Genomic DNA, 24,858 nt, shown 5'->3' on the forward strand with positions numbered 1-24,858 from the left:
TATCAGATGACAAAATTAACAAATTTGGCTGAAAAAATAACTATGGAGCTGGATGGTTTAATCGCTTCAGCGAATTTAGCAAATGAAGAAATTACACTAGAATGTGAAATAGCTTATCTCAAAGCAGCCCTATACCAATTGCGCGATCATGAGGCCTTTCAATTTAATCAATTGATTGATCTTTGTGCCGTGGATTACCTGCTTTACGGTGAATATGATTGGGAAACTGAATCAGCAACAGAGCATGGTTTTTCAAGAGGTGTAGAGCGACAAGAGGCAAAAGCATATGCTTTGTCCAAACCACGATTTGCCGTTGTTTATCATCTGTTATCAACCTCAAAAAATCATCGAGTTCGTGTAAAAGTTTTTGTAGATGAATCACACTTGATTGTTCCTTCAGTTCACGAGATCTGGAAATCAGCAAACTGGTTTGAGCGTGAAGCCTATGATTTATATGGTATTTTATTTGATGGTCATCCGGATTTGCGAAGAATTTTAACTGACTATGGGTTTATCGGTCATCCATTCCGTAAAGATTTCCCGCTAAGCGGACATGTGGAAATGCGCTATGATGCGCGGGTACAGCAAGTTATTTATGAGCCTGTTGACATTGAGCCACGAGTTCTTGTGCCTAAGGTAATACGAAGTGATAACCGCTATCTTGAGCCTAAAAAACAAGGGGGTGAGCAATGATTGAATTAAAAAATTATACCCTCAATTTTGGTCCACAGCATCCAGCTGCTCATGGAGTATTACGCCTTGTAATGGAATTAGAAGGTGAAACTATTGTGCGTGCTGATCCGCATATCGGTTTATTGCATCGGGCTACAGAAAAGTTAGTAGAAACAAAGCCTTATCTGCAAAATATTGGCTACATGGATCGACTGGACTATGTATCCATGATGTGTAATGAGCATGCCTATGTACTGGCCTTAGAGAAGTTACTTGGTATAGAAATTCCTATTCGTGCAAAGTATATTCGTACCATGTTTGACGAAGTAACGCGCATTTTAAATCATTTGCTTTGGTTAGGCGCTACCGCACTAGATATTGGTGCAATGACTGTTTTTCTTTACTGTTTCCGCGAAAGAGAAGATTTGTTCGACTGTTATGAGGCAGTTTCAGGGGCACGTATGCATGCTAAATACTATCGTCCCGGTGGTGTTGCACGTGACTTGCCAGACTCAATGCCGCAATATAAACCTTCACGCTGGCACAGTGAACGTGAAGTAGAAAAAATGAATGAGCATCGTCATGGAAGTCTGCTTGATTTTCTATGGGCATTTACGGAGCGATTTCCTAAATGTGTCGACGAATATGAAACCCTATTAACTGATAACCGTATCTGGAAACAGCGAACTGTCGATATTGGCGTTGTTTCACCAGAAATGGCATTGCAGTGGGGGTTTACTGGCCCAATGCTTCGAGCTTCCGGTATCGCATGGGATTTACGCAAAAAACAACCGTATGCAGTGTATGATAAAGTCGATTTTGATATCCCAGTAGGTAAAACTGGCGATTGTTATGATAGATATTTGGTGCGAGTAGCTGAATTACGTCAATCAAATCGTATCATCAGACAATGTATTGAATGGTTACGTAATAATCCCGGTCCGATAAAATCGGCTGATCACAAAGTTACACCGCCAACTCGTGAAGAAATGAAGCATGATATGGAAGCTTTAATTCATCATTTTAAATTGTTCACGGAAGGTTTTTGTTTGCCACAGGGAGAGGTTTATACGGCTGTAGAAGCACCTAAAGGTGAGTTTGGTATATACCTTGTCTCAGATGGTGCTAATAAGCCTTATCGCTTAAAGATTCGAGCTCCTGGCTTTGCACATTTATCAAGCTATGATGAGATGGTTCGCGGACATATGCTTGCTGATGGTGTGGCAATTCTGGCAAGCCAAGATATTGTCTTTGGTGAAATTGATCGCTAGATTAGGCGAGCGGATAACGCTTTAACTAAAAGTATTAAGGTTAGAAAAGAATGTCTGAGAACTCAGCTAAATTACTTCGTCAATTCGTGTCATCCACTGGTATGGATGAAATTGATCAATGGATTGCTAAATATCCTGCTACCGAAAAACAATCAGCTGTCATGAGGGCATTAATGATTGTACAGGAAGAACAAGGATATTTAACGCCAGAATTAATGGATGCTGTTGCTGATTATTTGAATATGCCTGCAATTGCTGTTTATGAAGTGTCTACTTTTTATACCATGTATGAACACAAACCCATAGGTCGTCATTTAATTAATGTCTGTACAAATATTTCTTGTAAACTCTGTGGTTCCTCAGAGGTAGTCGACCACTTACAGAAAAAATTGGGTATCAAACTTGGTGAAACAACGCCAGATGGCAAATATACCCTAAGAGCAGTGGAGTGCTTGGGCGCATGCGTTAATGCACCTATGATGCAAGTTGATAAAGATTATCATGAAAACTTGACCGCTGATAAAATTAACCAAGTTTTGGAACAGTACCAATGAACGATAGAGGTGAGTTGTCATGGTTGAATTAAATCAAGTCTGTTACCGAACCTTTCATTTAGACGAGCCCTGGACCCTCGCTGCTTATAAAAGCATCGGTGGTTATAGCGCATGGCAGCGCATTCTAAAAGAACAGACGCCGCCGCAGCAAATTATTGAAGAATTGAAAACTTCAGCTCTACGTGGTCGCGGTGGTGCAGGTTTCCCTACCGGGTTGAAATGGAGTTTTATGAATCGAAATTCGCCCGTGCAAAAGTATGTAGTTTGTAATTCAGACGAAGGCGAACCTGGCACGTGCAAAGACCGTGAAATTCTAAGTCTTAACCCCCACCAGTTAATTGAAGGCATGGCCATTGCAGGTTATACAATGGGAGCTACTGTTGGTTACAACTATATTCGCGGGGAATTTTGGCTTCCTTTTCAGCGAACAGAGGCAGCGCTCAAAGAAGCTTATGCTGCTGGCCTTTTAGGGAAGAATATTTTAGGAACTGGTATTGATTTTGATTTGTATAATCACTTAGGAGCTGGTGCCTATATTTGTGGTGAAGAAACAGCGCTACTCAATTCACTTGAAGGTAAGAAAGGTCAGCCCCGATTTAAGCCTCCATTCCCGGCTAACTATGGTTTATATGGTAAACCTACAACGATTAACAATACAGAAACCTTTGCCTCTGTTCCAGTAATTCTAGAAAAAGGTGGTGAGTGGTTCCTTAAACTTGGTAAGCCTAACAATGGCGGCGCCAAGTGCTTTAGCGTCAGTGGCCATGTTAATAAACCAGGCAATTTTGAAATACCATTAGGTACTCCTTTCAAAACACTTTTGGAATTGGCAGGTGGTGTACGCGGCGGTCGAAAAATTAAAGCCGTTATCCCTGGTGGAACTTCAATGAAAGTATTGCCGGGTGATGTCATGATGAATTTAGACATGGATTATGACAGTATTCAAAAAGCTGGTTCTGGCTTAGGTTCGGGTGCTGTAATTGTAATGGATGAAACAACTTGTATGGTGGATGCACTCTACCGTATTTCTGAATTTTATATGGATGAATCATGTGGACAATGCACGCCTTGTCGTGAAGGCACAGGCTGGTTAGTTCGTTTGATCCACCGTATTAAAGAAGGTCATGGGGAGCCTGGAGACATCGAGAAATTGGCGAATGTCGCAGATAAAATTGAGGGGCGTACTATTTGTGCTTTAGGAGAGGCTGCTGCATGGCCTGTGCAGAGCTTTGTAAAGCACTTCTACCATGAGTTTGATTATTTCATTAAGCATAAACGCTCGATCGTCGCAGCATAATTGAGAAGGTTTAAACAATGGCTACCATTGAAATCGACGGTAAAACATTTGAAGTTGAAAACGGTAAGATGATTATTGAGGTTGCTGATGAAGCAGGGATTTATATTCCTCGCTTTTGCTATCACAAAAAACTCTCAGTAGCTGCAAATTGCCGTATGTGTTTGGTTGAGGTTGAAAACGGACGTAAGCCTGTGCCGGCTTGTGCAACGCCAATTACCAATGGCATGAAGGTTTTTACTAAATCGGAAGAAACGCTTCGTTCACAACAAGCAGTCATGGAATTTCTCCTTATCAATCATCCACTTGATTGTCCAATATGTGATCAGGGTGGGGAGTGTGAATTACAAGATATCTCCATGGGATTTGGCTATGACTCATCAGAGTATGAGGAAAGCAAACGCTCAGTTGAAGACGATAATCTTGGACCACTCATTGCCACAGAAATGACACGTTGTATTCACTGCACCCGTTGCGTACGCTTTGGTGAGGAAGTTGCCGGCGTAAGAGAATTAGGCGCCACAGGTCGTGGTGAAAACATGCAGATTGGCACCTATATTCAGCACAGTATTACCTCAGAAGTTTCTGGTAATGTTATTGATCTTTGCCCAGTGGGTGCACTAACTTCAAAACCATTTCGTTTCACTGCGCGAGCTTGGGAATTGGTCCAACATGAGGGAGTAGCGCCGCACGATTGTCTGGGTTCAAATATCCATTTGCATGTTCGTCGCAATGAGTTAATGCGAGCTGTTCCACGCGAAAATGAAGCGATTAATGAAACATGGCTCTCAGATAGAGACAGATTCAGCTATCTTGGTTTAAATCATGAGGCTCGAGCTAGTCAACCAATGATAAAACGCAATGGTCAATGGGAAACCGTGGATTGGACTACAGCACTCAAGTTTGTCGCTGATGGAATGAGTCGCGTAATTAAGCAGCATGGTCCAGAACAATTTGCTGCTTTTGCCTCATCTTCATCAACGTTAGAAGAACTCTATCTTCTACAGAAATTGATGAGAGAACTAGGCGTGAATAATCTTGATCATCGTATTCAACAAGTTGATTTCCGTGATCAAGAAACACAAGCTACGATGCCTGAAAGCTCAATTAATTATGCTGAGCTGGAGAATCAAACACAAATTCTCTTATTAGGTTGCAATATTCATCGTGAAGTTCCGCTAGCAGGTGTTCGTGTGCGTAAAGCATATAGAAATGGCGCCAGAGTCTTTGCTATTAATCCTGTTGATTATGATTACCATTTTGATCTGGCTGACAAAATTATTGTTTCACCACAAGAATTGCCAATGCAGCTAGCAAAACTAGTCCGAGCAATGACAGAAGACGTTACTCAGCTTCCCGAGGCTGTGCAAAAATTATTATTGGGACTCCAGGCTGATGATGCAACGCTGGCCATGGCTCAAGCTTTGCGCCAACCTAATTCGGTTATCGTTACAGGAGCCCTTTGCGAAAATCATCCTGATGCTTCTTTGTTACGCTCACTAACCCATGTGATCGAACAATATGGAGTGCGTGTTTTAAGATTAACCACAGGTGCAAATAGCGCCGGCGCTTGGCTGGCTGGCATGCTTCCTCATCGTACTGTTGCTGGAAAATCAAGCGAAACAACAGGAATGGATGTGGAAACGGCCTTAAATGCCAAGTTAAAAGGGTACTTTTTGCTGGCCGTAGAACCTGGTTATGATTTTGCCAATCCTTATCGTGCACGTCAGTCAATGCTTGGCGCTGAATTTGTCGTCATGCTTTCAGCTTTTCAACATGAGTCAATGCAAGACTATGCTGATGTAATACTACCTATAGCTCCTTACGCAGAAACGTCTGGTACTTATATTAACATCGATAAAGCATGGCAAACGGTAAAAGGTGCAAAGGCGCCTTATGGCGAAGCTAGACCGGCATGGAAAATAATAAGAGTTTTAGGAAATCTACTGCAATGCAAAGATTTCGACTATGTATCGTCAGAAGACGTACTCAATGAAATCAAAGCACAAGCAAACATGATGACTGAGCTTAAGTATAAACCTTATTACCACGAATCATTGCCATCAAACAATCAAGAGTTAGTCCGTGTTGGCGAATGGCCTTTATACCGCTCTGACATGGTAGTGCGTCATGCTAAAGCGCTACAGGTTTGTGCTGCTGCTGAAACAGCCTGCGTGAGGATTCATCCAAAAACTGCAGATAGATTGAAATTAGATGAGATTGCTACTGTATCTCAAGGTGATATTGAGATAACATTGCCGCTTAAACGTGACGAACGTATAGCGCCTGATGTTGTCTGGGTGGCAAACGCAATGCCAGAGACAATTGATCTAGGGCATTCTTTTGCTGCAATAACTATAAAGCGCTAAGGTAAACATATGCTACAAGATATTGGCATTTTGCTGTGGATCATTATTAAGATTCTGGTCATAGTCGTACCGCTGCTGATAGCAGTAGCGTATTTGACCTATGCCGAGCGTAAAGTAATTGGCTATATTCAAGTAAGAATTGGCCCTAACCGCGTAGGTTGGCGTGGCTTAACTCAACCTTTTGCAGATTTATTCAAGCTCATTACAAAAGAGATTATTGTTCCAACCAAATCAAATAAATACTTGTTTGTAATAGCGCCCTTGTTTGCTTTGGCGCCGGCGCTGGCTGGTTGGGCCGTTATACCTTTTTCAGAGGGCATTGTTCTTTCTAATATTAATGCAGGTGCTTTGTTTTTATTTGCTATGAGTTCATTGGGTGTATATGGTGTTCTTATAGCAGGTTGGGCATCTAATTCCAAATATGCGATGTTTGGAGCATTGCGCAGTACTGCTCAAACGGTCTCCTACGAAATCGCTATGGGCTTTGCGTTTGTAGGTGTTTTACTAGCAGCTGGTAGCATGAATCTTACCGATATTGTACTGTCACAGCAGGGTGGCATATGGCATTGGTGGTTTCTACCCTTATTACCTCTTTTTATTGTATTTTGGATTGCTGGTATTGCCGAAACTAATCGTGCTCCTTTCGATTTAGCCGAAGGTGAATCAGAAATTGTTGCAGGGTTCCATGTTGAGTATTCAGGTATTGGTTTTGCCTTATTCTTTCTCTCCGAATATGCCAGCATGATCTTAATTTCTACCGTTATTGCACTCCTCTTTATGGGAGGCTGGCTGTCACCTTTCGAAGGAATTCCCGTATTAAACAATATTTTCTTCGTTGTGCCCGGTTTTGTATGGTTGTTACTTAAGATAGCATTCTTCCTTTTTGTTTATTTATGGATACGTGCCACTTTCCCACGCTATCGCTACGATCAACTAATGCGTTTGGGATGGAAAGTATTGATCCCGGTGACCATCGTTTGGATTATTGTTACTGCTTTAATGGTAGTAGCCCAAGTGAAACCATGGTTTTAACCAGTCTTAATTGAGCAGGCTAATGAAAAAAGCATATCGATACATTAAACACTATCTGAACAGCTTCTTGCTTTGGGAGTTGTTTAGCGGTTTAAAATTAACCGGCAAGTATTTCTTCAAGAAAAAAGTAACTGTGCAATTTCCTGAAGAAAAAACACCATTATCTCCGCGTTTTCGTGGGATGTTGGCTCTAAGACGCTATCCGAATGGTGAAGAGCGGTGTATTGCTTGTAAATTATGCGAAGCCGTATGCCCCGCATTGGCTATCACCATTGAATCTGAGCCACGTGAAGACGGTTCACGACGTACCACACGTTATGATATCGATATGTTTAAATGTATCAATTGCGGTTTGTGTGAAGAATCATGCCCGGTTGATTCAATTGTTGTGACTCCAATTCATCATTACCACGTTAGTGAACGCGGTCAAAATATTATGACAAAGGAAAAATTATTGGCGGTGGGTGATTTGATGGAAAAACAATTGGCCGCAGATAGAGAAGCCGATAAGAAATGGCGCTAATGGGGTGAAAGATGCATGATTTATTTTTACAAATAGTATTCTATATTTTTGCTGGTTTGACCTTAATATCAGCATTGATGGTTATCACACAAAATAACCCTGTTCGCTGCGTGTTATTTCTTGTGTTGACGTTTTTTGCAAGTTCTGTGTTATGGATCATTGCCGAAGCTGAGTTTCTGGCACTGATTCTTGTGTTGGTCTATGTTGGTGCAGTAATGACCTTATTTTTATTCGTGGTCATGATGCTAAATATCGACGTAGAGTCTATGAAGGCTCATTTTGTTCGTTATTTACCCTTTGGTCTAATTCTGGTTGCATTATTAACAGGTTTACTGCTAGTTGCCATCCCCGATGAAGCTTTTAATAAAGCTGTAGAAACAAAACCAGCATCACCTGCCACTATGAGCATGGAAGATGAAAACTATGTTGCTCCTCTAAAAACTGCATCAAATACAGAAGAAATTGGTATGGCATTGTATACTGATTATGTTTTTGCCTTTGAACTGGCTGCAGTGCTTTTATTAGTCGCAATTGTTTCTGCCATTACTTTGGCTCATCGAGGTGCTGTTCGATCCAAGCGACAAAATATCACGAAGCAATTGATGACACGTCATGAAGATCGAATTGAACTAATTAAAATGAAGTCAGAATAATAACTAGGAATGTAGTGATGATACCTGTAAATGATTATCTGATATTGTCCGCGATTTTGTTTGGCTTAAGCCTTGTTGGTATTATGCTAAATCGCAAGAATGTCATACTTCTGTTGGTTTGTATTGAATTGATGCTTCTGTCAGTAAATACTAACTTTATTGCCTTTTCTCACTACTATGGTGGTGTTGCAGGCGAAGTTTTTGTCTTCTTTATCCTAACAGTGGCTGCAGCCGAAGCAGCAATAGGTTTAGCGATTGTGATGTTGCTCTATCGTAACCGGGGCAACATTGATGTCGACAAGATGAATCATTTAAAAGGTTGATAACGTGAGTATACAACAGCTTTGTCTCGTAATTGTTCTTGCCCCTCTGTTTGGTTCAGTGATTGCAGGTTTTTTCCGTAATCAGATTGGCCGTGTAGGTGCTCATTCTGTCACCATTTTGGGGGTGGGCTTGTCTTTAGTATTATCAAGCTATGTGGCCGCTCAAATTCTCAGTGGAGCTGCTGATGTAGTTAACGTAAACCTGTTTACCTGGGCAAGCGGTGGAGATTTGTTCCCTTACACTTTCCATGTGGGCTTCTTAATTGATCCCCTCACCTCAATAATGTTGCTGGTGGTAACTTTTGTTTCTTTCCTTGTACATATTTATAGTATTGGTTATATGGCTGATGATGACGGTTACCAACGATTCTTTAGTTATATTTCCTTATTTACATTTATGATGTTAATGCTGGTTACTGCTAACAACTTCCTACAACTCTTTTTTGGTTGGGAAGGGGTAGGTTTAGTATCTTACTTATTAATCAGCTTTTGGTATCATAAGGAATCTGCAATAGAAGGTGGCTTGAAAGCCTTTATTGTTAACCGTGTTGGCGATTTTGGTTTCGTACTAGGGATAGGGCTAATTTTGGCCTATACAGGTAGCATCGATTATGAAACCGTATTTCGCAGTGCAAACTCCCTGGCTGGACAATCAATTGAATTGTTTGCCGGTCATTCCTGGTCATTAATTACGGTAATTTGTTTGCTCCTATTTGTTGGTGCCATGGGTAAATCCGCTCAAGTACCTCTTCACGTTTGGTTACCAGAATCTATGGAGGGTCCTACCCCAATTTCTGCATTAATTCATGCTGCGACCATGGTTACTGCAGGGGTATTTATGGTAGCGCGAATTTCTCCGTTAGTAGAGTTATCAACGACTGCTCTTAGTGTCATTCTTGTTATTGGCGCTACTGGTGCTCTATTTACTGGAATTCTTGCGCTGGTCATGAATGATATTAAACGTGTAGTAGCTTATTCAACATTATCACAATTAGGTTATATGATGGTTGCCATGGGAGCTTCGGCCTATGGTGCAGGAATATTCCATTTGTTAACACATGCATGTTTTAAGGCCTTACTATTCCTGGCAGCTGGTTCAGTAATCATTGGTATGCATCATGAACAAGACATGCGTAAAATGGGCGGGCTTTGGAATAAAATGCCAATTACCTATATTACCTTCGTCATTGGTAGTCTTGCCCTCTGCGCCTTCCCGCCATTTGCAGGATTTTATTCAAAAGATACTATCATTGAAGCCGCAAAACTTTCTGAGATCCCTGGTAGCAGTTACGCTTATTTTTGTGTGGCTGCTGGTGCGATGGTGACGGCACTCTATACCTTCCGAGCTTTGTTTATGACTTTTCATGGCAAGCCAAGAATGGATGAACATACCCTGTCTCATGTCCATGAATCTCCTTGGGTTGTCTGGTTGCCTCTGGTAGTTCTAGCCATACCTTCTGTAATAATAGGCTATATCCTCTACATGCCCATGCTATTCGATGCACCATCTCTCTTAGGAAAATCTTTGTTCGTGCTGCCAGAACATAATGTTTTAGGGGAACTAGCCAAAGAAATTTCTTCTCCGTGGAAAGAAGCATTACATTCGGTAACTACGATGACATTTTGGATTACTGTAGCCGGTATATTGCTCGCTTGGATTTGCTATATTGCGATGCCGTCAATTCCAACTGTTCTCGCACAGAGATTCTCATGGTTGTATCGCATTTTGCTAAACAAATATGGATTTGATGCTTTCAATAATCTTTTTGTTGTCCGTGGCTCCAAAGCATTGGGACGCTTCTTCTACAATGTGGGCGATCAAAGATTAATTGATGGCATGATAGTGAATGGAACTGGTCGCACTGTACGATGGTTTGCGCAAAAGGGACGCGCCATGCAAAGTGGTTATCTATACCATTATGCAACTGTAATGGTATTTGGTCTTTTTATTTTCTTGTGCTGGTTGTTATTAGGCTGATTATAAGGTGAAGGTATGCATCATTTGCTCAATTTATTGATCTGGTTGCCTATCATCGGTGGTGTGTTTGTATTTCTCACTGGCGATGATAACAATCCTAATGTATCGCGTTATTTATCGCTATTTACAGTGTTATTAACGCTGATCATGTGCATTCCTTTAATTACGGAATTTAATCCTAACACTTACAATATGCAGTTTGTCGACGAATATCCTTGGATGCCTGCATTAGGAATTAATTATAGTCTAGGTGTTGATGGCCTATCGATACTACTCATCGTTCTAAGCGTATTTACAAATCTTATCGTTATCCTGGCTACCTGGAACAGCATTCATAAGCGTGTAGCCCAATACATGGCAGCATTTCTAATCATGCAAGGTTTACTTGTAGGCGTTTTTGCGTCACTTGATGCCATTGTGTTTTATATATTTTGGGAAGCGACGCTTATTCCAATGTATTTAATTATCGGAATATGGGGTTCTGATAACCGCGTTTATGCGGCTATTAAATTTTTCCTGTATACATTTTTAGGCTCAGTACTCATGTTAGCCTCTTTTTTATACATGGGCTATGTCGTGGGTTCATTTAAGATCGAAACCTTATACGCCATTAAGCTGGGAATGACAGCACAGACTCTTATTTTTATTGCTTTCTTTCTTGGTTTTGCAATAAAAATTCCAATGTTTCCCGTGCACACGTGGTTACCCGATGCTCATACTGAGGCACCTGCTGGAGGCTCTATTGTTTTAGCAGCAATTCTCCTAAAGCTTGGCGCTTACGGGTTTATTCGTTTTGCATTGCCCATAGTTCCTGATGCGTGCAATAAGTATGCAATGATCATAATAGCCTTATCTTTAATAGCCGTTGTTTATGTGGGGCTAGTTGCTATTATCCAACAAGACATGAAGCGTTTGATTGCCTATTCATCAATTTCTCATATGGGATTTGTAACCTTGGGCTGTTTTGCCATCTTTGCAATAGCACATCAGTCTGGAATAAATAACGCTGGCTTAGTTCTTGAAGGTGCAATTGTGGTTATGATTTCACATGCATTCATTTCCAGTGCAATGTTTGCAGGCGTTGGATACATCTACGATCGCATGCATACAAGACAAATTAAAGATTTTGGCGGCATTGTACATACGATGCCAATCTTTGCTTCTTTCTTTATGCTTTTCGCCATGGCAAACGCTGGTTTGCCAGGTACCTCAGGATTTGTCGGCGAATTTATGGTAATTTTAGGTACTGTTAAAGCCGGTTTTTGGATGGCTTTCTGGGCTGCAACTACACTGATTATTGGTGCTGCTTATACATTATGGATGTATAAACGTGTAATTTTCGGACCTGTTGTGAATGAAAAAGTGGCTGCATTAAAAGATCTTTCCAGTTTTGAGATAAGTGCATACGTATTGCTAGCCATAATGGTAGTGGGTATGGGCGTTTATCCTAAGCCTGTAATTGACTATTTACATCAATCGGTAAGCCATACTTTGGCTGAAGCCAATAAATCAAAATTATAATTTGCAAGGTTAAATTAACATGACAGCATTACTAGAGAATCTACATATTGCTTTGCCAGAAATGATTGTGCTCATTACGGCTTGTGTTGCCTTGCTGGGCGATCTTTTTTTACGTCACCGCTATAAATCTATCGCATTTATTATTGCGGAAATTGGTTTGATTTTAGCGGCTGGGGTCAGTTTTCTTTTTCTGGGTAGTTTTAAAACTACTATTTTAGGTGGCTTATTTATCAGTGATGATATGGCTCAGTTAATGAAGCTATTCATTTATTTATGTGTATTTCTAGGTTTCTTCTATTCTAGAAATTATATTGATGAACGCCAAATTCCATCTGGGGATTATTATATCCTTGGTTTGTTTTCAACTCTGGGTATGATGGTTTTAGTGTCTGCTCATTCGTTATTAACAATTTATCTTGGCTTGGAGCTGCTTTCTTTGCCACTCTATGCAATGACAGCTATACGACGCACAAATAGCGATGCTGCAGAAGCTGCAATGAAATATTTTGTTATGGGTGCGATTGCTTCTGGAATGCTATTGTATGGTTTATCGTTGCTATACGGAGCAACCGGTAAACTTGATTTACTTGATATAGCTAATGCTGTTGCTGCTAACTGGCAGCAACAAAACATGCTCCTATCGTTTGCTTTGGTATTTATTTTAGCTGGTGTCGGATTTAAGTTGGCCGCCATGCCTTTTCATATGTGGGCTCCAGATGTTTATCAGGGAGCACCCACCTCCGTTACTCTTTTCTTAAGTACGGCACCTAAGGTTGCTGCTGTCGGAATGGGATTACGTCTACTTACACTGGCACTGCCTGATGCATCTGCTCAATGGCAGCAACTATTGATCGTAATGGCCTTATTATCTACAGGCTTAGGGAACATGCTAGCTATTACCCAATCAAATATTAAACGATTATTGGCTTATTCTGCTATTTCTCATATCGGCTACGCATTATTTGGTATACTGGCAGCTACTGCAGCTGGCTATGCCGCAGCACTTTATTACGTTTTGGTTTATGCACTTATGACTGTTGCTGCTTTTGGTTTAATTGTGCTGATGTCAAAAAATGGTGTGGAAATAGAAGCAGTTGATGATCTGAAAGGATTAAATAAACGAAATCCTTGGATTGCATTTATGATGTTAATTATCATGTTTTCCATGGCCGGCGTGCCGCCAACCGTCGGTTTCTTTACCAAACTACTGGTGCTTAAGGCATTGGTCGATGTGAATTTAACTTGGGTTGCAGTGCTAGGATTGATTTTTGCTGTAATGGGTGCCTATTATTATGTTCGCATTGTCAAGGTTATGTATTTTGATGAAGCTACCGATGCTAATCAACTACAATTCTCAACACCTATGAATTTGGTATTCTCTGCTAATTGTCTGGCACTGCTCTTTTTAGGTATATTTCCAGCGGGCTTGATTTCAGCTTGCATTAACGCATTTGCATCTTAAACAATTCATTCTCTTGATTGACTCTAGGCATTTAAATTTTCTTAGTGCGGTCAAGAGAATCCTCACTTCCAGTTGATGAAGGATTAGAATAAGAACAAGTAAGCATGTCAGCATTCTGGGTATTTAATGCCAAGTATTCTTCAGGATTACATGAGATTTCTGAGTTACTTAACGTAGCAGATTCAAAAGAAACATTTTCAAAGTGACAATCAAGCATTTTCATCTTGGTCGCTGATATGTGGCTGAAGTTGCAATTTCTAAAAATAACATTCCTGAATATAACATCTTTAAATGTAGCGTCACTAAAATCTATATTTTCAAAAATAACGTTTTCAATTCGTGCTTGAACGAAGGTCGATCCCGCGAAACTTGATTGAGTTATTGACGACGACAAAATAATTGCCTTCTTGAAGGATGCTTGATCAAAATGACTGCGATCAATAGTTGCACTGTGCACCTGAGCATCATCAAGTTTACATGAATTTAAATTGGATGATTTTATAGTGGCTGAGTGTAAAATGGATTTAGTAAAATTAGAATGGGAAGCCTCTGTTTCCACAAAACGACTATTGGATATGTCGGCACCATTAAATGCACTTTTCGAAATTTTTGCATGATAAGCAAGTAGAGTGGCACAACCTTTTTCAAAGGTAAATGCACCAAGTTGTCCGCTAAGATCAATCTCTAGTCGATCATCGCCAGGTTTATTTTTACCTTTAAACATTACTCCATTAAATTTTTTATTATCACGCAGAATTTCAGTTTGTATTTTTTGATTTAACATTTTCATTTCTGCCCGATCAATTCGTCTTGAATCTAAAGAGGCAACCAATTGCCCATGATGTTCATATAAGGTAAATGAAGAATGAGTTAATCGCGTAGGGAGTTTATCATCTTTACTTAAGGCTCTTTCACTGGTCTTACCTAGATAAATAGTCCACAACTCCTCTGCATTACGGCTAAAAAATATCCCAAATTGTTTAGGTAACTCGAATCGTCTTTTATGCGTTCCCTTCAGAGCACGGTGAGCATGAGTCAATTCATGAAAAAGCGCACGGTAAGAAGGGGATATAGAGTAAGCAATTTTACCATTGTCGAAATGGCCGAGAATGATTTCCATATTCCTTGACTGTGGTACAGTGACAACTACTTTATCAAGCAAACCTTCACTACCCCGCGGGTCATTAGATTTTTTATCTTTAACATAATGACGTTTTAATTTATCGAGATCATACTCCGCAAAAGTTCTTACTGTTTCTCGGGACTCCTGGGTTTGCGCTGCGAAGGCATTTCTGGGACTCTCTGGGAATAGCTGAGCCGAATAATCCTCATGCTGCGTTAGGTCAATGGTTTTCCCTGATTCAAGATGGCTCCTAATTTTAGTAAGCAAATGGTAGCCTGATTCAAATTTCATGAGTCGAAATAAATCAGAAAATAAGATTGAGCTGAGTTTTTGTGCATCATTTTTCTTAAAAAGTTCTGTCAAACCCTCAAACGTTTCGCATCGTTCTTGAAAATTGGTTATGGATTTTTCTGTACCCTTTTGAGCGCCTTTAGTTTTACTACCGTCCAGTAAATAATTTTGCCAAACTACACTTTTTTCCTGTTTGGAAAGCGCACTATATTGTAATAAACCAGCTTCACGCAAAGAGGCAATCTTGATCAATAAATCGTTGTGTTCTTTTAGAGACACAGAAACCTTTTGTTCCTTTAATGGTATTCTTGGGTCAAAAGTTTTATTTAATAGATTATTAATGTTAAGGCAAATTCGATATTCAAGATCATCAAGTTTTTGTAAGAATAGACCTAATTTATCTCCAGGAATTTGCTTGCCAACAACATCAGAGAGGCCATTAATTTCTTTTTCGAATGACATAATATTATTCATTATGATTAATATATAATCATTATAGATGGCTAATAGCAATAGAGTGAATAATTAGTGGGAAAAATAGAGGGTGAGAAAAAAATTTAAAATAGTCTATACTGCAGTAGTTAGGTTTAGGATATTAATGCTGCAAGCCCCTTTCCTATTATTTTCCTCCATGTTTTAAGAAAGCATTTGATAATTAGGAATGTAAATATACTCTCACAATCGTTACTATATTTAGCTTGTCAGTATTTTTAAATTTGCTGATAAATTGCAAAAGGCTGCTTAAGATTAAAAAAAGCTTGATAACTAGGGTGAGGATGAGTATACTTGCCCTCAGTTGATGCGGGGTGGAGCAGCCTGGTAGCTCGTCGGGCTCATAACCCGAAGGTCGTAGGTTCAAATCCTGCCCCCGCTACCACTATTAGAAACCCCATTTATGGGGTTTTTTATTATGTTTAATATGGTAATGCACGATTGAAGCAATCAGTCGGACGATGTTACCCCACCTACTTCTCTGGATGACATCTGCATAAGGTGGAAGAGTAATGCTAGGCGCGCCAGGTTCATCACGATGACTCAGATTATAATCATTTCGAAATAGGGCCTACTTATATCGATGAGCAGTAGGCAGCCGAGTAACATATGATAAAAAACGAACTTGAACAATTATTAAAACCTCTAGTTGAGGATTTAGGATACGAATTGTGGGGCTGTGAGTACCTCGCTCAGGGAAAACATTCCTTGTTGCGTATTTATATTGATAAAGAAAATGGTATTGGCATTGAAGATTGTGAACGAGTCAGCAGACAAGTCAGCGCATTTCTGGATGTCGAAGACCCGATTCCAGGGAATTACAGTTTGGAAGTATCTTCTCCTGGGATTCCTCGTCCTCTTTTTAATAAAGAGCAATATAAACAATACCTAGGTCATGATGTTCATGTCAGAGTATTTAAGCCAATTAATGGTAATCGTAATTTATCTGGTACCATTATTGCGGCCAATGACGATACTTTAACATTGAAAATTGGTGACGAGCAGCTAGAAGTGCAATTTACCCAAATAGTAAAAGCAAATTTGACAGGCGAGTGAGGGCGAACAATGAGTAAAGAATTGTTATTAGTTGCTGAAGCATTATCTAATGAAAAAGGTGTAAGCAAAGATGTTGTCTTACAAGCTATCCAATCAGCACTCGAATCTGCTACTCGTAAGCTGACAGACAAAGATATTGGTGTCAGAGTTAAATTGGATCCACGAACTGGCGAATATGAAACATTTCGCTATTGGGATGTGGTGGCTGACGATGAATTGGAATTTCCAGAAAGGCAACTGACTTTGGTTCAAGCAAAAGAGCGTTCACCATCGATATCAATTGGAGGGCGAATCGAAGAACCGATGCCTTCTATTGAATTTGGTAGAATTGCTGCACAAACGGCACGCCAAGTTATTATGCAGAAAGTTCGAGAAGCAGAGAGACAGCAAGTTGTTGATCAATTTAGAAATAAATTAGGACAACTAATCTACGGAACCGTGAAGAAAGTTACTCGCGATAACATTATTATTGATCTAGGCGGTAAAGCTGAAGCCTTTATGCCTCGCAATGAAACATTGCCCAATGAAATGTTTAGACCAAATGATCGCGTCCGTGCTTATCTATATGAAATTGTTCCTCAAGCAAGAGGGCCACAATTATTTGTAAGCAGAGTTCGTAACGAAATGCTGATTGAATTATTCCGAATAGAAGTACCAGAAATTGGTGAAAATATTATTGAAATTAAAGCTGCCGCTCGTGAACCAGGCAATAGAGCTAAAATTGCCGTTAAAACGAATGATGGACGTATTGATCCTGTAGGTGCATGTGTAGGTATGCGTGGAGCTCGTGTTCAAGCTGTTTCCAGCGAATTGGGTGGCGAACGCGTGGACATTATTTTATGGGATGACAATCCTGCGCAATTGGTTATCAATGCGATGGCGCCCGCTGATATTACCTCAATTGTTGTTGATGAAGACAGTCACACTATGGACTTGGCTGTTCAAAAAGAACAATTATCACAAGCAATTGGTCGTAGTGGACAGAACGTTAGATTGGCAAGTCAATTAACCGGATGGACATTAAACGTAATGACCTTGGAAGAGTTCAATAATAAAAGTCAGGAAGAGTCTAGTAAAATTATTAATTTATTTACTTCCGCACTGGAAGTTGATGAAGAAATTGCTGGTCTTCTTGTTACTCACGGCTTTTCATCCTTAGAAGAAATTGCTTATGTTCCTAAGGAAGAACTATTAGCGATTGAAGAATTCGATGAAGAAATTGTTGATGAATTAAGAAATCGCGCTAATGATATTTTGTTAACGCAAGCGTTAACCTCAGGCCAAGGGTTGCCCGGCACACCGTCTGAGTCACTGCTAAGCATGGAAGGAATGACTGATGCTTTGGCCAATAGTCTTGCTGCCAAAGGAATAACTACAATGGATGAGCTTGCCGAGCAATCTGTAGATGAATTACTTGATATTAATGGCATGACAGAAGAAAAAGCTGCCGAACTGATCATGAAAGCACGTGAACCGTGGTTTCAGTAATCAAATGATCGAGATAGAAATTGTATGAGCAGGAGGTTATTGTTAATCCTGCTCTGAATTACCGGGATTATCAAAAAGCACGCACATGCAATTTTGATTAGAGCATTTATAAAGCTTGTAGCATTAGAATTTAGAGCAATTTCTTTGAAAATTGCCGAAAGGGGGTAAATTATGGCGGATGTGACGGTTAAACAATTGGCTCAAGTCGTTGGGATCCCTGCTAAACGCCTATTGGACCAGTTACAGGAAGCAGGACTAGCCTTTACTGATGATAATCAGACGGTTAATGAAGACCAAAAGCGAATTTTGTTGAGTTATTTAAAAGGCAGTTCAAATCGGGAAATTCGTTCGACTCCTGAACGCATTACTTTAAAGAGAAAAAGTCTTACTCAAGTTACTGTGGGTCATGATGTGCATACTGGTAAAACAGTCAACGTTGAAGTGCGTAAAAAGAGAACTTACGTCAAACGAAGTAGTTTGCTTGATCAGCAAGAGGCAGAGTCTGAAGTGGAATTAGAACACGCTCTGCCAGTTGAAGAAATGGAGACAGAGGCTGATATTCAAGCAACAACTCCTGTTGAAGAAACACCAGTAACCCCATTGCAAGAAGAGCAAGTTGAGCAAGCAGAACAAGTTGAGCCAACTGCAGAAGCGCTTGCACAGCCTGTTGATACAATTCAAGAAACAGCTGCACCTGAAGCCCAAGAGATCGTAGCAGAAGTAGCACCTGTTGAAGAGCCTATTAATTTACTCGAAGAGAAAGCCGAAAAAGCTGGCAAGAAAAAGCATGGGGACAAGAAAGAAACCGAACTGGACTCTGATTTTAGAAAAGGGAAAAAGCGCAACAAATACATGGCTCCTGAACAAGACGAAGATGAGCGCATGCAGGGACGTCCTAAACGAGGCAAACCCAAAAAGCGTAAAGGTACTGAAAAATCTGATAAATATAGAGAAGCAGAAGAAGCATTAACACATGGTTTTGCTATGCCAACTGCCCCTGTTATTCGCGAAGTGTTACTTCCTGAAACGATTACAGTTGCTGAACTGGCCAAGCGCATGTCAGTAAAAGCTGCCGAAGTCATTAAAGTCATGATGGGGCTTGGTGCAATGGCCACCATTAATCAGGTTATTGACCAAGATACAGCAGTTATTGTTGTCGAAGAAATGGGACACAAACCTCGTGCGCTGAAAGAAAATGCAATTGAGGATAATCTTGGCGATGTTATTAACACAGGAAGTCACAGCGAGTCCCGCGCTCCCGTGGTTACCATCATGGGGCATGTGGACCATGGAAAAACATCGCTACTTGATTATATTCGTCGTACGAAAGTTGCTGCAGGGGAAGCGGGTGGTATCACGCAACATATTGGTGCTTACCACGTGAGTACTCCTAAAGGAGACATAACATTCCTTGATACACCAGGCCACGCTGCATTTACTGCCATGCGTGCTCGTGGAGCTCAGGCGACTGATATTGTTATTTTGATTGTTGCTGCCGATGACGGTGTGAAACCACAGACTATTGAGGCAGTACAGCATGCTAAAGCTGCAAACGTACCGATCATTGTTGCTGTTAACAAAATGGATAAGCCTGATGCTGATCCTGATCGTGTAATGAATGAATTATCTAATTATGAAGTAATTCCTGAGTCTTGGGGTGGTGACACCATGTTTATGCAGATTTCTGCAAAAACAGGGCTTGGAATTGATGAACTTCTAGATGCTGTTTTATTACAATCTGAGGTACTGGAATTAAAAGCTCCTACCGATGGCGCGGCAAAAGGGGTGGTCATTGAATCACGTCTTGATAAAGGTCGCGGACCGGTAGCTACAGTATTAGTACAAAGTGGTACTTTACAAAAAGGAGATATCCTCTTGGCCGGTCTGCAATATGGACGCGTTCGGGCCTTGGTGAGTGATAATGGTAGTTTAGTAGATAGTGCTGGCCCTTCCATCCCTGTAGAAGTTCTGGGTTTATCAGCTGTTCCTCACGCAGGTGATGAAGCTGTTGTTGTCCCAGATGAGAAGCGGGCTCGTGAAGTGGCCTTATTCCGTCAAGGTAAATTCCGTGATGTTAAATTGGCAAGAAGACAGAAATCTTCCTTAGAAGGCATCTTCGAAAATATGACTTCTGCTGAAGCCAAGGTATTGAATATTGTCTTGAAAGCCGATGTTCAAGGCTCTGTAGAAGCAATTGCGGATGCTCTGGTTAAGCTTTCTACTGATGAAGTGAAAGTTGAAATTATCGCCAGCGGTGTCGGTGGTATCACAGAATCTGATGTGCATTTGGCAATTGCCTCAAATGCAATTTTGATAGGCTTTAACGTACGGGCCGACAGCGGTGCAAAACGTCTGGCCGAGCAAGAGTCAGTTTCGCTGCACTACTACAGTGTAATTTATGACATTGTGGATCAGGTGAAGGGTGCCCTAACAGGTATGTTGGCTCCGCAATTTAAAGAAGAGATCATTGGTATTGCTGAAGTACGTGATGTTTTCCGCTCACCTAAATTAGGTGCAATTGCTGGTTGTATGGTGGTTGAAGGTGTGATTAAACGTAATAACCCTATCCGCGTACTTAGAAATAACGTTGTAATTTACGAAGGTACCTTGGAATCTTTACGCCGATTTAAAGATGATGTTGTTGAAGTTCGCCAAGGTTTTGAGTGCGGTGTTGGTGTGAAGAACTATAATGATGTTAAGCCTGGTGATTTAATAGAAGTTTTTGAAACTATCGAAATAAAGCGTGATTTATGAGTAATGACTTTAAGCGAACAGATCGCGTTGCAGAAATGATGCAACGCAAACTTTCGCAGATAATTCAACAAGAAATAAAAGATCCACGATTGCCTGCTTTTGTTACTATTTCATCAGTAAAGGTAGCTGCGGATTTAGGCCATGCAAAGGTTTATTTTACCGTGTTGAATGGTGATATTCAGTTAACGTCTTCTATTTTGAATGCAGCCGCCAGCTATCTAAGAACGGCCTTGGCTCGATCAGTTAAATTGCGAACTGTCCCGCAGCTTCATTTTGTTTATGATGAATCAATAGAATATGGGAGACGGCTAAGTCGTTTAATCGATGAGGCCAATCCACCAGAAAGTGAAAATGAGCAAGATTGATTGTAATCAACCTATCAACGGTATTTTGCTGGTTAACAAACCTCAAGGCCTTTCCTCGAATGCACTTTTGCAAAAGGTAAAAAGGCTTTATCGTGCCAAGAAAGCAGGACATACGGGCAGTCTTGATCCGTTAGCTACGGGCATGCTGCCTATTTGTTTTGGTGAGGCTACAAAATTTTGTCAGTATCTTTTGGATGCTGATAAATCTTATGAAGCAACAGCACTGTTAGGCATTAAAACGAATACCGGCGATGCCTTAGGCGATGTCATTGCCGAACAGCCTTTTTTTACTGTTTCCGAAACACAGTTGCGTGATGCAATTTCGCTATTTACTGGTTGTATCAAGCAAACTCCCTCAATGTTTTCTGCCTTAAAGCATAAGGGCGTCCCCTTATATAAATATGCAAGAGAAGGCGTGAGCATTGATAGAGAAGCTCGTGATATTATTATTCATCAACTCGAACTAACTTCTTTTAATGAGAAGAGTTTTGATATTACAGTTTCATGTAGCAAGGGAACCTATATTAGAAATTTAGTGGAAGATATTGGTGATTTTCTAAAGGTAGGCGCTCATATTACAAAACTGCATCGCCTTTATACGGCAGGATTCAGCAAAGAAGTAATGTACAGTTTGGATGAGTTACAAAATAAAAATACCTCGGAATTATCAGCTTGTTTATTGCCCATGGAGTACGCCGTTAAACATTTTCCAGCAATAACGCTAGATAACTCTGAGATAGTTGCCCTACGACAAGGAAAGATTCTTAAGGACAGAAAAGAAAATGTTGAGGACTGTGTACGTCTTCATAATGAAATAGGGCAATTTATAGGCTTGGGGACTTTCCTGGCAGAAGGGCTTGTGGTCAAGCGTTTATTGACAGAGCAAGCAATGACGGCTATTTTTTAAGTTTAAATTAGCCTGAAGCCATCTCAATAAAAATTGCACAAATTATTAACTAATACTTGTGTCTGTGAGCATGCCTTGATAGAATGCTTCCCTTTAAAAGAACACTTGGCTTATCTCTAGGAGTGAATATGTCGCTAACTAGCGCACAAAAAGCAGAAATTGTTAATGAATTTAAACGTGGTGATAAAGATACTGGCTCACCCGAGGTTCAAGTTTCTCTGATGACTGGTCGTATTAAGTATTTAACTGACCATTTTAAAGATCATAAGAAAGATTTCCATTCCCGACGTGGCTTGCAAGAATTAGTAAACAAGCGTCGCAAGTTATTGAAGTACTTAAAAAGAACTGATCAAGCTAGATATCAGTCTTTGATCCAGAATCTGGGTTTGCGAGATTCTTATTAATAGTTGGAACCATATTAATGGGACTAACTTACGCACTATTTTAGTTAGAATGAAAGGCGCAGTTTTCTGCGCCTTTTTTTTCATTATTACGAATTTTAAAGGGGTGAACTTACGTGGCTAAAATCACTAAAGAAATACGCTTTGGCGAGCATACTCTTGTGTTGGAAACTGGTGAAATAGCAAGACAAGCTGATGGTGCTGTATTTGCCAGTATGAATGGTACTCAGGTACTTGTTACCGTAGTAGGAAAAAAAGATGCACCTGAGAATGGTGATTTTTTCCCATTGACTGTTAATTACCAGGAAAAAGCATTTGCTGCAGGGAAAATCCCTGGTGGCTTCAACAAGCGAGAAGGGCGTCCTAGTGAACATGAAACACTGGTTTCACGTTTAATGGATAGACCATTACGTCCACTGTTTCCTGATAATTTCTACAATGAAGTACAAATTATTGCTACTGTCATGTCGCTTAATCCTGAAGTTCCCGCGGATATCGTTTCAATGATTGCGGCATCGGCTGCATTAGCGATTTCTGGCATTCCATTCCAAGGTCCCATTGGTGCGGCAAGAGTAGGTTATAAGGATGGTATTTATCTTTTAAACCCAGGTTATAAAACAATTGCTCAATCAGATTTAGATCTAGTTGTTGCCGGAACGGCTGACGCTATTTTGATGGTCGAATCAGAAGCACGTGAACTCAGTGAAGAAATAATGCTGGGCGCAGTTTTATTTGGTCATGAAATGATGAAAGGCGTTATTAAAGGTATCATTGAGTTGGCAAAAGAAGCTGGAAAGCCAGCCTGGGATTGGACACCTCCAGCAGTTGATACGGCATTACAATCTCGTATTTCTGAATTAGCAAGAAAGCAAATAACGGATGCTTATCTGGTTAAAGATAAAATGCAACGTCGTCAAAAACTGTCTGAAGTCAAACAAGCAGTTGTTGATACATTGCTCACTGAACAACCAGAACTCAATGTTGCGGTTGCCGCCGATATGTTAAGTGCTTTAGAGGCAAACGTTGTGCGTCAGCGTATTCTTGATGGCGAGCCTCGTATTGATGGTCGTGATCAAAAAACAGTACGACCAATTGCTATTCGCACAAAAGTCTTGGAAAGAACCCATGGCTCTGCCCTGTTTACTCGAGGAGAAACTCAGGCCATTGTGGTTGCTACGCTCGGAAATGAACGAGATGCACAAATTCTTGATCTATTAACTGGAGAAACAAAAGACAGATTCATGTTGCATTATAATTTTCCTCCTTACTCTGTTGGAGAAACCGGTGCAACAGGGAGTCCCAAACGGCGAGAAATTGGGCATGGTCGTTTGGCAAAGCGTGGTTTAATGGCAGTATTGCCGTCAGCCAGTGAGTTTCCTTACGTGTTGCGCGTTGTTTCAGAAATTACAGAATCAAACGGTTCTAGTTCAATGGCTACCGTATGCGGCACTAGTCTGGCTCTCATGGATGCTGGTGTTCCTCTAAAAGCACCTGTGGCAGGGGTTGCTATGGGACTTATTAAAGAAGGGGAGCAATTTGCAGTATTAACCGATATTCTTGGCGACGAAGATCATTTAGGTGACATGGACTTTAAGGTTGCTGGTACTGAAAAGGGTGTTACTGCATTGCAAATGGATATAAAAATTACGGGTATTACCAAGGAAATTATGGCGCAGGCGCTGGATCAAGCTTTAGCCGGTCGTATACATATTCTTGGCGTTATGAATAATGCACTGTCAGAACACCGTGAAGAATTGTCGCAGCACGCTCCACGCATTACGACAATGAAGGTTGCAGAAGATAAAATTCGAACCGTCATTGGTAAGGGTGGTGCAACAATTAAAGGACTTAGTGAAAGCACCGGTGTTTCCATTGATATTGATGACAGTGGTACTGTACAACTGTTTTCACCAGATGCAGCAGCTTTAGAGGAAGCTCAACGCCAGATCAAGGCTTTGGTGGCAGAAATTGAAGTTGGGCAAACTTATAAGGGTAAGGTAAGCAAAATCGTTGATTTTGGTGCTTTCATTAATTTATTGCCTGGTAAAGATGGTCTTTTACATATTTCACAAATTTGTAGTGATCGATCCCAAAAAGTTGAAGAAGTATTAAGTGAAGGCCAGGAAATTGAAGTTTTTGTTGCTGGGGTTGATAAACAAGGGCGTGTGAAATTAGAGTGGAAGGATAAGCCACAAGCGCCTGCAAAAGCGAATGAAGAAGAGTCTAATCAGCCAAAGACTGCGGACAGTGAAGTTACAGAATCGGAAATTGCTGACACAACGCACTCCTCAACTGAAGAGGAATAAAAAAAGGGGCTTTAAGCCCCTTT

General features: G+C 40.6%; 19 protein-coding genes, 1 tRNA gene and 2 pseudogenes. 21 read left to right on the forward strand and 1 reads right to left on the reverse strand.

Features of this window, described 5'->3' with window-relative positions:
• Positions 1 to 6: 6 nt before the first annotated feature.
• From PXX05_RS14825 to nuoN, 12 genes are read left to right on the forward strand one after another with little or no spacing between them, the layout of a single operon-like run.
• The gene (locus PXX05_RS14825; RefSeq protein WP_275088962.1) at positions 7 to 693 is read left to right on the forward strand and encodes an NADH-quinone oxidoreductase subunit C; all 687 of its coding nucleotides are present in this window, start codon (positions 7 to 9) and stop codon (positions 691 to 693) included.
• Positions 690 to 1,943 (forward strand): NADH-quinone oxidoreductase subunit D, encoded by a 1,254-nt coding sequence (locus tag PXX05_RS14830; RefSeq protein ID WP_275088963.1) that lies wholly within the window; start codon positions 690 to 692, stop codon positions 1,941 to 1,943. The genes PXX05_RS14825 and PXX05_RS14830 overlap by 4 nt, the downstream gene beginning before the upstream one ends.
• Positions 1,944 to 1,993: 50 nt before the next feature.
• The gene (gene nuoE, locus PXX05_RS14835) at positions 1,994 to 2,497 is read left to right on the forward strand and encodes an NADH-quinone oxidoreductase subunit NuoE (protein WP_275088964.1); all 504 of its coding nucleotides are present in this window, start codon (positions 1,994 to 1,996) and stop codon (positions 2,495 to 2,497) included.
• Positions 2,498 to 2,516: 19 nt separating this feature from the next.
• Positions 2,517 to 3,794, forward strand: coding sequence for an NADH-quinone oxidoreductase subunit NuoF (gene nuoF, locus PXX05_RS14840; protein ID WP_275088965.1), 1,278 nt, complete (start codon positions 2,517 to 2,519; stop codon positions 3,792 to 3,794).
• Positions 3,795 to 3,811: 17 nt separating this feature from the next.
• Entirely contained in the window at positions 3,812 to 6,160 is a 2,349-nt protein-coding gene (gene nuoG, locus PXX05_RS14845; protein ID WP_275088966.1) for an NADH-quinone oxidoreductase subunit NuoG, read from the forward strand.
• A gap of 9 nt (positions 6,161 to 6,169) precedes the next feature.
• Positions 6,170 to 7,192, forward strand: coding sequence for an NADH-quinone oxidoreductase subunit NuoH (nuoH, locus tag PXX05_RS14850; RefSeq protein WP_275088967.1), 1,023 nt, complete (start codon positions 6,170 to 6,172; stop codon positions 7,190 to 7,192).
• Between the two features lie 22 nt (positions 7,193 to 7,214).
• On the forward strand, positions 7,215 to 7,715 hold the full coding sequence (gene nuoI, locus PXX05_RS14855; protein ID WP_275088968.1) for an NADH-quinone oxidoreductase subunit NuoI: 501 nt from the start codon (positions 7,215 to 7,217) through the stop codon (positions 7,713 to 7,715).
• 11 nt (positions 7,716 to 7,726) lie between these two features.
• Entirely contained in the window at positions 7,727 to 8,368 is a 642-nt protein-coding gene (locus PXX05_RS14860; protein WP_275088969.1) for an NADH-quinone oxidoreductase subunit J, read from the forward strand.
• A gap of 17 nt (positions 8,369 to 8,385) precedes the next feature.
• Entirely contained in the window at positions 8,386 to 8,691 is a 306-nt protein-coding gene (gene nuoK, locus PXX05_RS14865) for an NADH-quinone oxidoreductase subunit NuoK (protein WP_275090536.1), read from the forward strand.
• Positions 8,692 to 8,695: 4 nt separating this feature from the next.
• Positions 8,696 to 10,669 (forward strand): NADH-quinone oxidoreductase subunit L, encoded by a 1,974-nt coding sequence (gene nuoL, locus PXX05_RS14870; RefSeq protein ID WP_275088970.1) that lies wholly within the window; start codon positions 8,696 to 8,698, stop codon positions 10,667 to 10,669.
• 15 nt (positions 10,670 to 10,684) lie between these two features.
• On the forward strand, positions 10,685 to 12,190 hold the full coding sequence (locus PXX05_RS14875) for an NADH-quinone oxidoreductase subunit M (protein ID WP_275088971.1): 1,506 nt from the start codon (positions 10,685 to 10,687) through the stop codon (positions 12,188 to 12,190).
• A 19-nt stretch (positions 12,191 to 12,209) separates the two neighbouring features.
• Positions 12,210 to 13,652 (forward strand): NADH-quinone oxidoreductase subunit NuoN, encoded by a 1,443-nt coding sequence (gene nuoN / locus PXX05_RS14880; RefSeq protein ID WP_275088972.1) that lies wholly within the window; start codon positions 12,210 to 12,212, stop codon positions 13,650 to 13,652.
• 31 nt (positions 13,653 to 13,683) lie between these two features.
• On the opposite strand, the gene PXX05_RS14885 is transcribed toward nuoN, so the two are convergent.
• Positions 13,684 to 15,528 carry a pentapeptide repeat-containing protein gene (locus tag PXX05_RS14885; protein WP_275088973.1) on the reverse strand — a complete coding sequence of 615 codons (1,845 nt, stop codon included), beginning with the start codon at positions 15,526 to 15,528 and terminating at the stop codon, positions 13,684 to 13,686.
• A 338-nt stretch (positions 15,529 to 15,866) separates the two neighbouring features.
• On the opposite strand from PXX05_RS14885, the gene PXX05_RS14890 reads away from it, so the two are divergent.
• From PXX05_RS14890 to pnp, 9 genes and pseudogenes are all read left to right on the forward strand, one after another.
• Positions 15,867 to 15,943: transfer RNA gene (locus PXX05_RS14890), tRNA-Met, on the forward strand.
• Between the two features lie 224 nt (positions 15,944 to 16,167).
• Positions 16,168 to 16,614: a ribosome maturation factor RimP gene (gene rimP, locus PXX05_RS14895; protein ID WP_275088974.1), complete on the forward strand. Its 447-nt coding sequence runs from the start codon at positions 16,168 to 16,170 to the stop codon at positions 16,612 to 16,614.
• Between the two features lie 9 nt (positions 16,615 to 16,623).
• Positions 16,624 to 18,102 carry a transcription termination factor NusA gene (gene nusA / locus PXX05_RS14900; protein WP_275088975.1) on the forward strand — a complete coding sequence of 493 codons (1,479 nt, stop codon included), beginning with the start codon at positions 16,624 to 16,626 and terminating at the stop codon, positions 18,100 to 18,102.
• 171 nt (positions 18,103 to 18,273) lie between these two features.
• A pseudogene (locus tag PXX05_RS15180) lies at positions 18,274 to 18,583 on the forward strand (translation initiation factor IF-2 associated domain-containing protein); the annotation flags it as partial.
• A gap of 272 nt (positions 18,584 to 18,855) precedes the next feature.
• Positions 18,856 to 20,856: pseudogene (gene infB, locus PXX05_RS14905) on the forward strand (translation initiation factor IF-2); the annotation flags it as partial.
• Positions 20,853 to 21,221 (forward strand): 30S ribosome-binding factor RbfA, encoded by a 369-nt coding sequence (gene rbfA, locus PXX05_RS14910; protein ID WP_275088977.1) that lies wholly within the window; start codon positions 20,853 to 20,855, stop codon positions 21,219 to 21,221. The pseudogene infB and the gene rbfA, both read left to right, overlap by 4 nt.
• Positions 21,208 to 22,128: a tRNA pseudouridine(55) synthase TruB gene (truB, locus tag PXX05_RS14915; protein WP_275088978.1), complete on the forward strand. Its 921-nt coding sequence runs from the start codon at positions 21,208 to 21,210 to the stop codon at positions 22,126 to 22,128. The genes rbfA and truB overlap by 14 nt, the downstream gene beginning before the upstream one ends.
• A gap of 128 nt (positions 22,129 to 22,256) precedes the next feature.
• Positions 22,257 to 22,532 (forward strand): 30S ribosomal protein S15, encoded by a 276-nt coding sequence (rpsO, locus tag PXX05_RS14920; RefSeq protein ID WP_275088979.1) that lies wholly within the window; start codon positions 22,257 to 22,259, stop codon positions 22,530 to 22,532.
• Between the two features lie 113 nt (positions 22,533 to 22,645).
• The gene (pnp, locus tag PXX05_RS14925) at positions 22,646 to 24,835 is read left to right on the forward strand and encodes a polyribonucleotide nucleotidyltransferase (RefSeq protein ID WP_275088980.1); all 2,190 of its coding nucleotides are present in this window, start codon (positions 22,646 to 22,648) and stop codon (positions 24,833 to 24,835) included.
• Positions 24,836 to 24,858 lie beyond the last annotated feature (23 nt).

Origin of the sequence: Legionella cardiaca (assembly GCF_029026145.1) — a bacterium.
Classification (GTDB): domain Bacteria; phylum Pseudomonadota; class Gammaproteobacteria; order Legionellales; family Legionellaceae; genus Tatlockia; species Tatlockia cardiaca.